The organism is Bacteroides sp. RCH18 (assembly GCF_058231005.1).
Genome location: NZ_JBIPTC010000002.1, coordinates 785,635 through 798,773, shown reverse-complemented (window position 1 = coordinate 798,773; position 13,139 = coordinate 785,635). Strand labels below are relative to the sequence as shown.

At 44.9% G+C, this 13,139-nt stretch carries 15 protein-coding genes and 1 tRNA gene; 6 read left to right on the top strand and 10 right to left on the bottom strand.

The genetic code is table 11. The annotated features are described in order from the left end of the window. Nucleotides 1-45: 45 nt before the first annotated feature. The 7 genes from ACHLI0_RS18520 to ACHLI0_RS18490 form a co-directional block, all read right to left on the bottom strand. Nucleotides 46-318, bottom strand: coding sequence for a hypothetical protein (locus ACHLI0_RS18520; protein ID WP_490749793.1), 273 nt, complete (start codon nucleotides 316-318; stop codon nucleotides 46-48). Beyond that, nucleotides 315-542 carry a hypothetical protein gene (locus ACHLI0_RS18515; RefSeq protein ID WP_490749792.1) on the bottom strand — a complete coding sequence of 76 codons (228 nt, stop codon included), beginning with the start codon at nucleotides 540-542 and terminating at the stop codon, nucleotides 315-317. The genes ACHLI0_RS18520 and ACHLI0_RS18515 overlap by 4 nt, the downstream gene beginning before the upstream one ends. A 26-nt stretch (nucleotides 543-568) precedes the next feature. Further along, nucleotides 569-1,555 carry a DUF4373 domain-containing protein gene (locus ACHLI0_RS18510; RefSeq protein WP_490749791.1) on the bottom strand — a complete coding sequence of 329 codons (987 nt, stop codon included), beginning with the start codon at nucleotides 1,553-1,555 and terminating at the stop codon, nucleotides 569-571. Further along, entirely contained in the window at nucleotides 1,552-1,848 is a 297-nt protein-coding gene (locus ACHLI0_RS18505) for a helix-turn-helix domain-containing protein (protein WP_117578837.1), read from the bottom strand. Before ACHLI0_RS18505 ends, ACHLI0_RS18510 begins: the two co-directional genes overlap by 4 nt. Before the next feature lie 21 nt (nucleotides 1,849-1,869). Then, entirely contained in the window at nucleotides 1,870-2,130 is a 261-nt protein-coding gene (locus ACHLI0_RS18500; protein ID WP_117578836.1) for a hypothetical protein, read from the bottom strand. Further along, nucleotides 2,127-3,389 carry a site-specific integrase gene (locus ACHLI0_RS18495; RefSeq protein ID WP_490749790.1) on the bottom strand — a complete coding sequence of 421 codons (1,263 nt, stop codon included), beginning with the start codon at nucleotides 3,387-3,389 and terminating at the stop codon, nucleotides 2,127-2,129. Before ACHLI0_RS18495 ends, ACHLI0_RS18500 begins: the two co-directional genes overlap by 4 nt. A gap of 172 nt (nucleotides 3,390-3,561) precedes the next feature. After that, nucleotides 3,562-3,632: transfer RNA gene (locus ACHLI0_RS18490), tRNA-Gln, on the bottom strand. A 264-nt stretch (nucleotides 3,633-3,896) separates the two neighbouring features. Here ACHLI0_RS18490 and rsfS point away from each other — a divergent pair. The 3 genes from rsfS to ACHLI0_RS18475 are packed head-to-tail and all read left to right on the top strand — an operon-like array spanning nucleotide 3,897 to nucleotide 7,269. Then, a complete protein-coding gene (gene rsfS / locus ACHLI0_RS18485; RefSeq protein ID WP_221647223.1) occupies nucleotides 3,897-4,256 on the top strand; it encodes a ribosome silencing factor in 360 nt (119 codons plus the stop codon). Nucleotides 4,257-4,265: 9 nt separating this feature from the next. Continuing rightward, nucleotides 4,266-6,410, top strand: coding sequence for an ATP-dependent zinc metalloprotease FtsH (gene ftsH / locus ACHLI0_RS18480; RefSeq protein ID WP_221647222.1), 2,145 nt, complete (start codon nucleotides 4,266-4,268; stop codon nucleotides 6,408-6,410). A 16-nt stretch (nucleotides 6,411-6,426) separates the two neighbouring features. Further along, on the top strand, nucleotides 6,427-7,269 hold the full coding sequence (locus tag ACHLI0_RS18475) for a phosphatidate cytidylyltransferase (protein WP_196069235.1): 843 nt from the start codon (nucleotides 6,427-6,429) through the stop codon (nucleotides 7,267-7,269). A gap of 112 nt (nucleotides 7,270-7,381) precedes the next feature. On the opposite strand, the gene ACHLI0_RS18470 is transcribed toward ACHLI0_RS18475, so the two are convergent. From ACHLI0_RS18470 to surE, 3 genes are all read right to left on the bottom strand, one after another. Beyond that, nucleotides 7,382-8,158, bottom strand: a complete 777-nt coding sequence (locus ACHLI0_RS18470; RefSeq protein ID WP_008764239.1) for a NigD1/NigD2 family lipoprotein — start codon at nucleotides 8,156-8,158, stop codon at nucleotides 7,382-7,384. Nucleotides 8,159-8,249: 91 nt separating this feature from the next. Beyond that, a complete protein-coding gene (lpxB, locus tag ACHLI0_RS18465; RefSeq protein WP_055216517.1) occupies nucleotides 8,250-9,386 on the bottom strand; it encodes a lipid-A-disaccharide synthase in 1,137 nt (378 codons plus the stop codon). A 51-nt stretch (nucleotides 9,387-9,437) separates the two neighbouring features. Then, on the bottom strand, nucleotides 9,438-10,217 hold the full coding sequence (gene surE / locus ACHLI0_RS18460; protein WP_008764237.1) for a 5'/3'-nucleotidase SurE: 780 nt from the start codon (nucleotides 10,215-10,217) through the stop codon (nucleotides 9,438-9,440). A gap of 360 nt (nucleotides 10,218-10,577) precedes the next feature. Here surE and ACHLI0_RS18455 point away from each other — a divergent pair, with 360 nt between their 5' ends. Genes ACHLI0_RS18455 through ACHLI0_RS18445 form a run of 3 tightly spaced genes read left to right on the top strand, consistent with a single transcriptional unit; the run spans nucleotide 10,578 to nucleotide 13,132 of the window. Next, the gene (locus tag ACHLI0_RS18455; protein WP_016269488.1) at nucleotides 10,578-11,342 is read left to right on the top strand and encodes a ParA family protein; all 765 of its coding nucleotides are present in this window, start codon (nucleotides 10,578-10,580) and stop codon (nucleotides 11,340-11,342) included. An 11-nt stretch (nucleotides 11,343-11,353) separates the two neighbouring features. After that, nucleotides 11,354-12,244, top strand: a complete 891-nt coding sequence (locus ACHLI0_RS18450) for a ParB/RepB/Spo0J family partition protein (RefSeq protein WP_196069239.1) — start codon at nucleotides 11,354-11,356, stop codon at nucleotides 12,242-12,244. Then, complete coding sequence (locus tag ACHLI0_RS18445) at nucleotides 12,245-13,132, top strand: DUF5683 domain-containing protein (RefSeq protein ID WP_196069240.1); 888 nt, start codon at nucleotides 12,245-12,247, stop codon at nucleotides 13,130-13,132. Nucleotides 13,133-13,139 lie beyond the last annotated feature (7 nt).

The following is a 13,139-nucleotide window of genomic DNA, read 5'->3' as shown; positions in this document are numbered from 1 at the left end:
GGAGAAATCAGCTATCACCTTTTCGACTGACATCGGCAGGATGCTCTACTTCCGGTAATCCCCCATCGTCTGCTGCAATCTTTCGAATGCTTTGAGGAAATCTCCCACAGCGATTTTCTGATCCTGGTACTTGCGTTGCAATTCTCCCTTCTCCCGTGCCTCCTGCTTGTAGTGGGCACAGAATCGGGGGTATTCCTTCACGATGTACTTTATCGCTTCACTGCCGCTTTTCTTTCCGGTGATGGATTTGAGCACTTCCATCTGTGCGGCCTCTTCGGCTGTCAGCCGTAGCGTGAGGATGCTCACTTTTTCGCTCATAATTGCCCGCCTCCTTCACTTGCCGATTCATTAACAGCCGTTTTGCCGGCCCGATTTTCATTATTCAGTTTCGCCGCCCTGTCGAATGCTTCGGCATACGTCCGGCACTTGATTCCGTAACGCTCGATCTTGACGCCTGCGGCTGTCACTTCATGAGCCACGCACCATCCTATACGCATTTTGCGGGGATAGTACAGCGTTTCTTTTGTTGTATTTTCGTTCATTGTTTTTCGTTCTTTTGAGTGATCAATCAGGAGGCTTCTTTCGCTTTACCGCCCGGGTTTCCTCCGGCCACTAGTCCCATTGCATCCCGCAGTCGCTTCAACAGGAATAGACGCGGCATTTTGAGACGTTTGTTTCCGTGCATTTCGGCAAGAATAGACCAGACAGGATTTCCGATTTCTCCATGCCGTGAGAGCTGCAGTACCTCCTCCAGCTCTCTTTGCGACAGATTGTAGGGACGCAGCGTGTTTATCAGCCCCTGCGGATTGCGCTGTTTCTCTTCCTCCGCCTTCGCATCCGCCTGTGGCGGTTGATGCCTGGCGATATCCGGTTGGGAGTTACGGTCCTCACCCAATACGGTAGAAGAAAGTAAAACTCTTGCTTCCTCCTCCGTAAGCGCTCCGGAAGGCTGCGGGGGAGTAGAGGAGGATTTTCTTTGTTTTTCTTTTATTTTCTTTTCTTTGTCTGTTTTTTCCGGAATGTTTCCGGAACTTTCCGGAGTATTCTGGAAAGTTTCCGGAGTACTCCGGAATTTTTGTTCGGCCAATGTTGCCTGATTCGGTGTATCGTGTTCCGCCGCCCCGGCCCCGCCTTCGAAGAGTGGCATCGCTACAGGCTCCCTCATCGGCTGTTCCGGTTCTACAAGCAGGATTTCGAGCGGTATGTATGATTTCTTCTTGCTGATCTTGCAGATATCGAGATATCGGCTTTGAATGGCACGTGAGGTCAGTATGCATTGCGTCTTCCACATCACGGGGTCGAACAGGCATACTTCGGCACAGTAACCGATGATCTCCTTCACCCGTGCTTCGTCCATGTCCCAGTAGTCGGCACAGTCAAAGAGCTGGTCTTCCGTCCAGCGGATATATGCGCCTTCCACCCGGTAGATTTCATTCAGCGCGTATTGGTAGACAGCGTATCCGTCGCATCCGTATTTCTTTTTCAGACGCTTTATCTTAATGTCCTGAAAGCGGTCCGTTTCCGCTTTGTAGTATGAAAAACCGTTCTTGCTCATATTCTTTTGCTGTAATTGGATGCCAGATAATTCATGATTTCTTCTTTGTTGTATAGGAACGTTCCGCCCAGCTTGTAGAAGGGAATAGCCTGCGCTGCACGCAGGTTTCTCAATGTTGAATTGCTGACATTGAGTAGCTTACACACATCTGCAGAGCGAATAAATGTCACATCTTCGGAGACATTGTCGAGTATGACGGGGGTAACGGGCTTGTACTTCGCTTCTTTCCGTTCCTGTTCATTGGCTGTACTTTCGGTTTTCATGATTTTCATGCTATTGTTCTTTGTTTTCATTGTTCTACTTCTTTATAGGGATTAATATTCATTTTTTATGTATTTGAAAGCTATTCGGTCGAGATCATTCAGTTGGTTGCTTTTCAGGGCGTAGATCGTTTTTATAATCCATCCTTTGAGGACAATGCTGCGGTGTCCTTCGACGTTGCCATAGTGCTGCAGTGCGTCATTGAGCGCTTTCCCCATCTTCTGTTCGGAGATGAGGTTCCGTTCGTATGCTATCATGCTGTCGATTGCTTTTTGTTCCAGGGCTTGCTGGATGAGGGTTGCGGTTGTTTTCATTCGTTTGCTGCTTTATTGTTGGGTGATTCTTGTGATTCTTTCCGGGCGTACATTTCCTTAAGGGCCGCCATGTCGTCCATCACTTTTGTGTCCAGAATCTTAGCGTAGATTTGCGTCGTCTTGATACTGGTATGTCCAAGCATTTTCGATACGGTTTCAATCGGTATGCCATGAGACAAGGTAATAGTAGTGGCGAACGTATGCCGGGCCATATGAAACGTGATGTTCTTATCTACTCCCGCTTGCTTGGCCACCTTTTTCAAGTATCTGTTCATCACCTGATTGAGTGGCACGGGGAATATATGATTGTTCCGTTTTCCTTCGTGATATGCCTCATACCTTTTTAATATATTAACGGCAGGTTGTAATAAAGGCAGTATTGCGTGTATGTCAGTTTTTTGCCGATAGTAGCTAAGCCACAGGCTTTTGTCTATGCCGACATTAATATTTTCATTGGTAAGGTTCTCTATATCGACATAGGACAGGCCTGTATATACAGCAAAAATGAAGACATCTCTCACGATAGACAGGTTGGCGGGCAAAGGGACCTCCTCAAGGCTTTTCAGTTCCTTTTCGGAGAGGAATCCCCTTTCCACTTTTGTTTTCTTGGCATTGAGCAGGCAAACAGGGTTTCGGCTTATCCATTCGTTTTGCAAGGCTACATTCATCACCTTTTTGAAACGCTGGATATGCTTTAATGCACCATTGACTGCGCATACGGTATCCCCTTCCCTCCTATACCCTTGAAGATAGGCGTAAAATTCATAAACGAATGCTTTGTCAACAGCAGCCAGGTCATAATCGGAAACGTGGTATTTGATGCGTATGAAATTGAGCAGATGTTTTTTCGTGACGTGATAGCCAATAAATGTACTGGTACGGAGATTCTTTTTCTCCATGATTTCATGGTAGTCGAACAGTGTGCTGATCGTAGAGAACTCATTATCCTGTGTCTGGAACATGAGTTTGAAATTCTCAATGTTCAAGGGATAGCTTTTCTGCCTGATTTTGGCAATGGTATCCTCAATCGTGATCTTCAAATCCTCGATATACCGATTGACTTCTTTATCATTAGCGGTTTTCCCGAGCGACTTTTGCGCAACCGCCGACCATGACTCAGGACGTAGATGTAGTTTCGTGGGAATTTCGTATCTTTGTCCCGAGATCGTAACCCGACATGAAAGAGGTGACATCTTTTCATTCGTTCTTCCTTTCCTTATCCAGAAAAGAACATTGAAAGTTTGCTTTTTTTGGTTCATCGTTGTTTTTTTTGAGAATCACTCAAAAAAATATCAAAAAAGAGCAATCGTGTCACCGAATTTGTCACCGAATTAGCGTCAACTTTTTTCGGGTGGCATTTGTCAAAGCATGAAAAAACCCGCTAAAATTGCAGTTTTAGCGGGTTTTTGTCATTAAAAAGCTGGTGGTTTGTTGGGCTACCTGGATTCGAACCAGGAATGACAGGACCAGAATCTGTAGTGTTACCATTACACCATAGCCCAATGATTTTCGTTTGCGGGTGCAAAGATACAAATAATTTGGGAATTGCAAACATTTCTGCTATTTTTTTTGCAAAAACTCTCATTTTGCTCCTTCAAGTAGAAGCATCTCCCCTAAAAAACACAAAAATTAAGTCATAACTTTCTTGTATCCAATAAATCACCGTATATTTGTCAAAAATATCACGTTTATAATCAGAAACAAAGGGTAATCCTTTTTTGTTATAAACCAAAAGAGAACATGAATTATTAATTTCAATTACAGGAATGAACGATACGAAAATATTAATTGAAAAAATTAAAGAGGGAATTCAGGAAAAAAAAGGTAAAAACATCATTATTGCTGATTTAACCAGTATAGAAGATACCATCTGCAAATATTTCGTTATATGCCAGGGGAATTCCCCTAGTCAGATAAGTGCCATTGTAGACTCTGTCAAGGAGTTTGCCCGTGAAGGTGCAAACAGCAAACCGACTGCAATCGACGGACTTCGAAATGCAGAATGGGTGGCGATGGATTATTCCGATGTACTTGTACATGTCTTTCTGCCGGAAGTAAGGTCCTTCTATAATCTTGAACATCTCTGGGCTGACGCCAAACTTACTCAAATCCCCGATTTAGACTAATCCACAATTATGGACAACAATAATACTAACAACAATAACAATAAGCCTAATAATAAGGTGAATATGCCTAAGTTCAATCTGAACTGGTTATATATGATTATTGCCCTCATGCTTCTCGGCCTTTGGTGGAGCAGCGATTCAAGAGGAAGCGGAAGTAAAGTCGTTCCTTACAGCGACTTCCAGAAGTATGTCACTAACGGCTACATCAGCAAAGTACTGGGCTCTGAGAAAACTCTCGAAGCTCATGTCAAACCGAATGCCGTAGGTGCAATATTCGGTGCGGACTCCACCAAAGTGGGAAGAAACCCGATTATTACCAGTAACCCTCCTTCTAAGGACAGACTGGATAAATTTCTGCAGGACGAAAAAGCAGCCGGTCATTTTGACGGAATCGCGGATTATCCTGCCGATTCGGATATTTTCCCGGCAATCCTGATTAATATTCTTCCACTGGTTTTATTAATCGCCCTGTGGATATTCTTCATGCGTCGTATGAGCGGCGGTGGCGGCGGCGGTGCCGGCGGTGTATTCAATGTAGGAAAATCCAAAGCCCAGCTTTTCGAAAAGGGAGGCTCCATCAAGATTACATTCAAGGACGTAGCCGGCCTGGCGGAAGCCAAACAGGAAGTAGAAGAAATCGTAGAGTTTCTGAAAGAACCTCAGAAGTATACTGACCTGGGAGGTAAGATTCCCAAAGGCGCATTGCTCGTAGGCCCTCCGGGCACCGGTAAGACATTGCTTGCGAAGGCTGTTGCCGGCGAAGCAAACGTTCCGTTCTTCTCGCTGGCAGGTTCCGACTTCGTAGAAATGTTTGTCGGCGTAGGTGCTTCCCGCGTACGTGACCTGTTCAAGCAAGCTAAAGAAAAAGCTCCTTGCATTGTCTTTATCGACGAAATTGACGCGGTAGGCCGTGCTCGTGGCAAAAACCCTGCAATGGGTGGAAATGATGAGCGTGAAAACACACTGAATCAGTTGCTGACTGAAATGGACGGCTTCGGCTCCAACAGTGGTGTGATTATCCTTGCCGCTACCAACCGTGTGGACGTACTTGACAAGGCATTGCTTCGTGCCGGACGTTTCGACCGTCAGATACACGTAGACCTGCCCGACCTTAACGAACGTAAAGAAGTATTCGGCGTACACCTGCGTCCGATCAAGATAGACGATACAGTAGATGTAGATTTGCTGGCACGTCAGACTCCGGGATTCTCCGGTGCGGACATTGCGAATGTCTGCAATGAAGCTGCCTTGATCGCAGCCCGTCACGGAAAGAAATTTGTAGGCAAGCAGGATTTTCTGGATGCGGTAGACCGTATCATCGGTGGTCTGGAAAAGAAGACCAAGATTACCACAGAAGCGGAAAGACGCTCGATTGCCTTGCATGAAGCAGGACACGCCTCTATCTCGTGGTTGCTGGAATATGCAAATCCATTGATCAAGGTAACGATTGTTCCCCGCGGACGTGCATTGGGCGCCGCCTGGTATCTGCCGGAAGAACGTCAGATCACTACCAAAGAGCAAATGCTTGACGAAATGTGCGCCACTCTTGGAGGACGTGCAGCCGAAGACCTGTTTATCGGACGCATCTCTACCGGCGCTATGAACGACCTCGAAAGGGTTACCAAACAAGCATACGGCATGATTGCTTATTTAGGCATGAGTGACAAGCTCCCCAACTTATGCTATTATAATAATGAGGAATATTCTTTCAACCGCCCGTATAGCGAAAAGACAGCCGAACTTATCGACGAAGAAGTGAAACGGATGGTGAACGAGCAATATGAACGTGCCAAGAAGATTTTGTCCGAACATATGGAAGGACACAATGAACTGGCTCAGTTACTGATCGACAAAGAAGTGATCTTTGCCGAAGACGTTGAACGTATTTTCGGTAAACGTCCGTGGGCATCCCGCTCGGAAGAAATCATGGCTGCCAAAGAAAGCCAGGACGCTGCCAGAGCGGAAAGAGAACTTGCCGAGAAACTGAAAGCGGAAGAACAAGAAATCAAAGAAGAGGAAGCTGAAAATTCTGCTCAGGAAGAAGCAACTACAGAAACGAAAATCACTGCGGAAGGAAAAAAAGTAACCGTAGAAGGAAAAGTTACTATAGAAGCAAAATCCAATGAGGAAGAACAAACTACCGAATCTAAATAATTAAAACACGAAGATTTTGATTAGTAATTTTATAAAACGGGCCATTACGGGTATACTCTTTGTCGCCATTCTGGTGGGATGTATACTCTATAATTCTTTCAGCTTCGGCATTCTGTTCATGGCGATCAGTGCACTGACGATCTATGAATTCGGACAGTTAATCAACAGCCGTGCAGAAGGAGTCAACGTAAACAAAACCATTATCATGCTGGGAGGAGCTTACTTGTTCCTCGCAGTGATGGGATTCTGTATCGATGCAGCCGACTCCAAGATTTTCATTCCTTATTTGCTGCTGCTACTCTATTTGATGATCAGCGAGCTGTATCTGAAAAAGTCAAACCCAATGCTTAACTGGGCATATTCCATGCTCAGCCAGCTTTATATAGGTCTGCCGTTTGCATTGCTTAATGTCTTGGCATTTCATACTGACCCGGAATATAGCAGCGTAAGCTACAATCCGATCCTGCCATTGTCTATCTTTATATTCCTTTGGCTGAGTGATACAGGTGCATATTGCGTCGGTTCATTAATTGGCAAACACCGCTTGTTTGAACGTATCTCTCCTAAAAAATCATGGGAAGGTTCCATCGGCGGCGGAGTAGTAGCTATCGGAGCTTCTTTTGTCTTGGCACATTACTTCACGATTATGTCGATGTGGGAATGGGCAGGTCTCGCTTTAGTCGTTGTCGTTTTCGGAACATGGGGCGACCTGACAGAATCATTACTGAAACGCCAGCTGCACGTTAAAGATTCAGGGACCATTCTTCCGGGACACGGAGGGATGCTCGACCGTTTCGACAGTGCTTTGATGGCTATACCGGCAGCAGTCTTTTATCTGTATGCACTAACTTGGTTTTAATAACAGAATAAATAAAATAAAAGGTCGGAAGCCGCTTTGAAGCACTTCCGACCTTTTTTTTTCACACACAGTGTTCGTCAAGGTTTAGGTTTAGTTATTTATAAAAGTTTTGCTATTTAACAAAAGAAGTAGAATGCACATCTTTCGCTTTTTCCGGAACGCCTACCGGATGATCCAAATCAAGAACGATCACTCTTCCTTCTCCATTTTCTTTTGAATTAATAGTCACCTTAAATCCTTTAAATTCTGTTTCAGCTGCATCTTTTGCCGTTGGATAGAACTCTTCCAGATTATAAGAAACTCGTCCCCATCCCCGGTATCCAGTTACATCATCATACGTATTGTAACGTAATTCCAGATGTATATACCCATCTTCATCCACATTCAAAGCTTCCGGTGTTTCCGGAGCTTCCGGTTCTATCTTATTCTGTACAAGACTGATGCGGTGCTTTTCAGAACGAGGCAAATACTGATGGAAGATGATATTCAAAAACTTTCCTCCCAGCCACATATCTCCTTGATAAATCACGATAGGATCATTACCGAATTCCTCTTCATTTTCAGCCGTCATATCTTCCACCTCTTTTGTCAACACTTCCTGAATTCCTTCAATCTTTACCTGAGCACCCTTATCCGTATCAGCCAAAGGATTGAAAAAAGCAACTACTCGTTCACCGTCTACCGGTTTGTACCAAGGAATAGAACTGGCCACCGGATCAATCATACCCCAACGATCACCTTCCAGATAATAACCACCGCCACCGGTGGCACGAACTGTAGCCCAATCCCATCCTATATCTCCAATTGAGTACCCATCGTCGTCACATGATTGCAGCGCAGGTACCAATGCGAGCAATAACATTACTAAAAGCCAATTAAATTTTTTCATATTTATTCCTCTCTTTTTAATTCTTCTGCTATATAAATTAAAAAGCCGGGCATTTACTGCACCGGCTTTACGTTTATTCAGAAAAAGAAAGTTATTTTTTCAACAGTTCAAGCATTTTGCGAGCAGCATGCTGGGGAGCACCTGCAGGCCCCAACCGATCTGCCATATACTCATACTCGGCAAGCATACGATTCTTATACTCCTGATCTTCAATCAGTTTCTTTAGTTCACTCTGCATATTTCCGACTGTCATTGTATCTGCAACCAACTCCTTTACGACCTCACGGTCTGCAATCAAATTGACTAGTGAAATAAATTTCACTTTCAAGATATGACGACGCAAAAACGAAACCACTTTTCCAATCGGTGTATAGTAACAAACCACCTGAGGAACACGGAACAAGGCTGTCTCAAGAGTCGCCGTACCCGAAGTGACCAAAGCCGCCTCCGCATGTTGTAGCAAACGATAGGTCTGGTCAAAGATTATTTTCACTTTAGCCTGCCCTACATATTGTTTGTAATACTCCGGAGCGATACCGGGAGCACCGGCCAGTACCAGTTGATAATCGGGAAAAGCAGAAGCAGCTTTCAGCATATCCGGCAGATTATCCTTGATCTCCTGTTTCCGGCTTCCCGCCAACAGTGCGATTACCGGTTTATCCTCCAGATTATTATCCGCCATGAATGCTTCCGGATTTTTGGGATGAGCTTTCTGATAGGCAGTCACTTCATCTACCGTAGGATTTCCTACATAATGTATAGGATACCGGTGTTTCAAAGTATAAAACTCCACTTCAAAAGGAAGAATGGAGAAAAGTTCATCCACATCACGTTTGATATTCTTTATGCGGTACTCCTTCCATGCCCATATCTTCGGAGAAATATAATAGAAGACAGGAATCTGTGTCTCGGAATGCACAAACTTAGCTATGTTAAGATTGAAACCGGGATAATCGACCAAGATCACCACATCGGGATTCCAGGCCACAATATCTTCCTTGCAACGTTTCATATTTGCAAAGATTGTACGCAAATGAAGCAGTACTGGAATAAATCCCATATACGCCAGCTCTTTATAATGCTTCACCATCGTTCCTCCGACGGCAGCCATCAGATCTCCGCCGAAAAAGCGGAAATCGGCCTGAGGATCTTCCGCCTTGAGGGCCGTCATCAAATGGGACGCATGCAAGTCTCCGGAAGCTTCACCGACAATCAGATAGTACTTCATGGGAATTTTGAATTAGGAGTTTTGAAATTTGAAATCAGCACAATGCGTATGTCAGAATTCCAGTTGCTGACAATAGCCATTCAGTTCATCTATAAAGCCATAAGCAGTCATATCGACTGTCGTTGGCGTGATAGCCACATATCCGTTTTCCAGCGCCCAATGATCATTATTCTCGTTTTCAAGTTCATGATCGGTGAATGAACCGGTCAGCCAAAAGTAATTATGGTCATCGAGACGGGGGCAAGTTACCCATTCATTCACCCAGCATCCCTTTGCCTGTTCGCAAACCTTCACTCCTTTGAGGTTGGGAGTATCGGGAAAGTTCACATTAAGACAAGTCAACGGGGGCAGTCCTTTTTCCAATATCATGGCAGCTATCTTGCGTATATAAGGACCCGAAGGTTCAAAATCAGCGTCGGGCCGATGATTGCACAGAGAAAAACCAATCGAGGGAATTCCCTTTAGACAGCCTTCAATCACCACTCCCATCGTTCCCGAATAATGCACGTTAATAGCGGAATTATCTCCATGATTGATACCGCCTACGATCAGGTCAGGCTTCCGGTCGAGCACTGAGCCCAATGCCAGCTTGATACAATCGGTCGGCGTTCCTGTACATTTATACACAGTCAGTCCCACTTCTCTTTTGACCAGTTGATAATGAACCGGATGAGTCACCGTCAATGCACTGCCGCTGCCGGAGCGCGGAGAGTCGGGTGCCATTACAACAATTTCCCCCAACGGACGAAGGAACTTCACCAATTCACTAATACCTTTAGCCATAACACCATCGTCATTCGAAACGAGGATCAACGGCTTCTTACTTTCCATATATTCAATCCTTTCCTTTTTAATGTTCGCACAAAAGTAGCAAAAAGTAACCGTACTGCCAACCGCTTATCTCCGAATATCATATTAATCACATCGCTATCTGACGAATATACACCCGTTTACAAATCTTAATCTTCTGCAAGCGAGTAAAAAAAGAAATAGATATCCAATATAAATATGTATATTTGCAAGCTCAAACAGAGAAAGTATGATGATAAAATCAACCAGGTTTCGGAACTGTTTCGTCCGGCAGTTATTAACAAAACCGGTGACTTATCAACAGAAAATGCAAAGTTTCTCTTTTTTCGTAGGCGCTCTAAGGAATTATCACTTATTTCGCTGCCAATAAATTTAGAGTATATGGGAAAAATAATTGCTTTGGCCAATCAAAAAGGGGGTGTAGGAAAAACCACGACTACGATTAATCTCGCAGCGTCACTTGCTACACTTGAAAAGAAAGTACTCGTGGTAGATGCAGACCCGCAAGCAAATGCCTCTTCCGGCCTGGGAGTGGACATCAAGCAGTCGGAATGCACTATCTATGAATGCATTATTGACAGAGCCAATGTACAGGACGCTATTCTTGACACAGAAATCGACTCTTTGAAGGTGATCTCTTCGCACATCAATCTTGTAGGAGCAGAGATTGAAATGCTGAACCTCCCAAACCGCGAAAAGATACTGAAAGAAGTGCTCACACCCTTGAAGAAAGAATATGACTATATTCTGATAGATTGTTCTCCTTCACTCGGACTGATCACCATCAATGCCCTGACGGCAGCCGACTCCGTGATCATCCCCGTGCAAGCTGAGTATTTTGCTCTCGAAGGCATCAGCAAACTGCTGAATACGATTAAAATCATCAAGTCAAAACTGAATCCCGCTCTGGAAATCGAAGGTTTCCTGCTGACGATGTATGACTCACGTCTGCGTCAGGCAAACCAGATTTACGACGAAGTGAAAAGACACTTCCAGGAATTAGTTTTCAACAGCGTGATCCAGCGAAATGTGAAACTGAGCGAGGCTCCCAGCTACGGTATCCCGACCATTCTTTATGATGCGGACTCTACCGGTGCCAAAAACCATCTCGCCCTTGCCAAAGAGATTATCAACAGAAATAAATAACCGAAGAAGATATGGCAACACAAAAAAGAAATGCATTAGGACGCGGACTTGACGCCTTGCTCTCAATGGATGATGTGAAAACCGAAGGTTCTTCTTCCATTAGTGAAATAGAGTTGGCGAAGATTACCGTCAACCCCAATCAGCCACGCCGCGAATTCGATCAAACGGCTTTGCAGGAACTGGCTGACTCCATTGCGGAAATCGGTATCATACAGCCTATCACTCTACGCAAACTCTCGGACGATGAGTATCAGATCATCGCGGGAGAGCGTCGTTACCGTGCTTCACAAAAAGCAGGACTGAAAACCATCCCTGCCTACATCCGCACCGCCGACGACGAGAACATGATGGAAATGGCGCTGATTGAAAACATACAGCGTGAAGACCTGAATGCGGTAGAAATAGCATTGGCTTATCAACATCTGCTGGACCAGTATGAACTGACACAGGAACGCCTGAGCGAACGTATCGGCAAGAACCGGACCACTATCGCCAACTACCTGCGTCTGCTGAAACTGCCGGCTCCTATACAGATGGCTCTGCAAAACAAACAACTGGATATGGGACATGCACGTGCATTGATTTCATTAGGCGACCCCAAACTTCAAGTAAAAATATTCGAAGAGATACAGGAACACGGATACTCCGTCCGCAAAGTAGAAGAGATTGTCAAATCGCTGAGCGAAGGAGAAGCTGTGAAAAGCGGCACACGGAAAATCACTCCGAAACGCGGCAAACTACCGGAAGAGTTCAACTTACTGAAGCAACAACTCACGGGATTCTTCAACACCAAGGTACAACTGACTTGCTCCGAAAAGGGGAAAGGAAAAATCAGTATTCCTTTCAGCAACGAGGAGGAACTGGAACGTATCATGGAAATCTTCGATACGCTAAAAAAGTAAATGACAAGAAAAAGTAAGAAATATCAGTTACTCATCATCACCCTGCTTCTCTGTTTTCTACAGGTGGCAGGGATTGATGTGTATGCACAGGAGCCTGTGACTCCGGTACAGAAAGACAGTACTATTCAGAGTCGGGAAGCACCGAAAGCACGTGCACGAAGGCACCGGGATCCTGCTCAGGTAATGGATTCGCTGAAAAAGGATTCGATCAAGATATTGCATCCGGAACGCCTGCAAGCAACCGACAGCCTGTCTGCCGCCAAAATACAGATAGCCGACAGCCTTGACGCAGCCAATAAAAAAGAACTGAAGAAGATAGAACAGCCGACACCTATTGTTGTGAAAACCGACACAGTACCTCCTGTGCAGGATCTCAACAAGAAACTGTTCATTCCCAACCCGACCAAAGCGACATGGCTTGCAGTCGTATTCCCCGGCGGAGGACAGATTTACAACCGTAAATACTGGAAACTACCTATTATATATGGAGGGTTTGCAGGATGTGCGTATGCCCTCAGCTGGAACGGGAAAATGTATAAAGACTATTCACAGGCCTATCTGGACATCATGGACAGTAATCCAAACACCAAGAGCTATGAAGATTTGCTGCCACCGAACGCCCAGTATAATGAAGAGCAACTGAAAAACACCTTGAAACGAAGAAAGGACTCGTTCCGTCGTTTTCGGGACCTTAGTATATTTGCATTTATCGGAGTATACCTTATTTCCATCATCGATGCCTATGTCGATGCGGAATTATCAAACTTCGACATTTCACCTGACTTGAGTATGAAGCTGGAGCCAACTGTCATCGACAATAACAGCCAGTTCCGCTCCAACAGTTACAAGAATAAGTCAGTGGGACTGCAATGCGTACTACGATTTTAAAAACACA

Bases quoted from the DNA above. Each gene is read 5' to 3' on its own strand.
- rsfS (WP_221647223.1), top strand. From the start codon at position 3,897: ATGAACGATACGAAAATATTAATTGAAAAAATTAAAGAGGGAATTCAG.
- ACHLI0_RS18470 (WP_008764239.1), bottom strand. From the start codon at position 8,158: ATGAAAAAATTTAATTGGCTTTTAGTAATGTTATTGCTCGCATTGGTA.
- ACHLI0_RS18450 (WP_196069239.1), top strand. From the start codon at position 11,354: ATGGCAACACAAAAAAGAAATGCATTAGGACGCGGACTTGACGCCTTG.
- surE (WP_008764237.1), bottom strand. From the start codon at position 10,217: ATGGAAAGTAAGAAGCCGTTGATCCTCGTTTCGAATGACGATGGTGTT.
- ACHLI0_RS18510 (WP_490749791.1), bottom strand. From the start codon at position 1,555: ATGAGCAAGAACGGTTTTTCATACTACAAAGCGGAAACGGACCGCTTT.
- lpxB (WP_055216517.1), bottom strand. From the start codon at position 9,386: ATGAAGTACTATCTGATTGTCGGTGAAGCTTCCGGAGACTTGCATGCG.
- ACHLI0_RS18505 (WP_117578837.1), bottom strand. From the start codon at position 1,848: ATGAAAACAAAGAACAATAGCATGAAAATCATGAAAACCGAAAGTACA.
- ACHLI0_RS18495 (WP_490749790.1), bottom strand. From the start codon at position 3,389: ATGAACCAAAAAAAGCAAACTTTCAATGTTCTTTTCTGGATAAGGAAA.
- ACHLI0_RS18455 (WP_016269488.1), top strand. From the start codon at position 10,578: ATGGGAAAAATAATTGCTTTGGCCAATCAAAAAGGGGGTGTAGGAAAA.
- ACHLI0_RS18520 (WP_490749793.1), bottom strand. From the start codon at position 318: ATGAGCGAAAAAGTGAGCATCCTCACGCTACGGCTGACAGCCGAAGAG.
- ACHLI0_RS18500 (WP_117578836.1), bottom strand. From the start codon at position 2,130: ATGAAAACAACCGCAACCCTCATCCAGCAAGCCCTGGAACAAAAAGCA.
- ftsH (WP_221647222.1), top strand. From the start codon at position 4,266: ATGGACAACAATAATACTAACAACAATAACAATAAGCCTAATAATAAG.
- ACHLI0_RS18445 (WP_196069240.1), top strand. From the start codon at position 12,245: ATGACAAGAAAAAGTAAGAAATATCAGTTACTCATCATCACCCTGCTT.
- ACHLI0_RS18515 (WP_490749792.1), bottom strand. From the start codon at position 542: ATGAACGAAAATACAACAAAAGAAACGCTGTACTATCCCCGCAAAATG.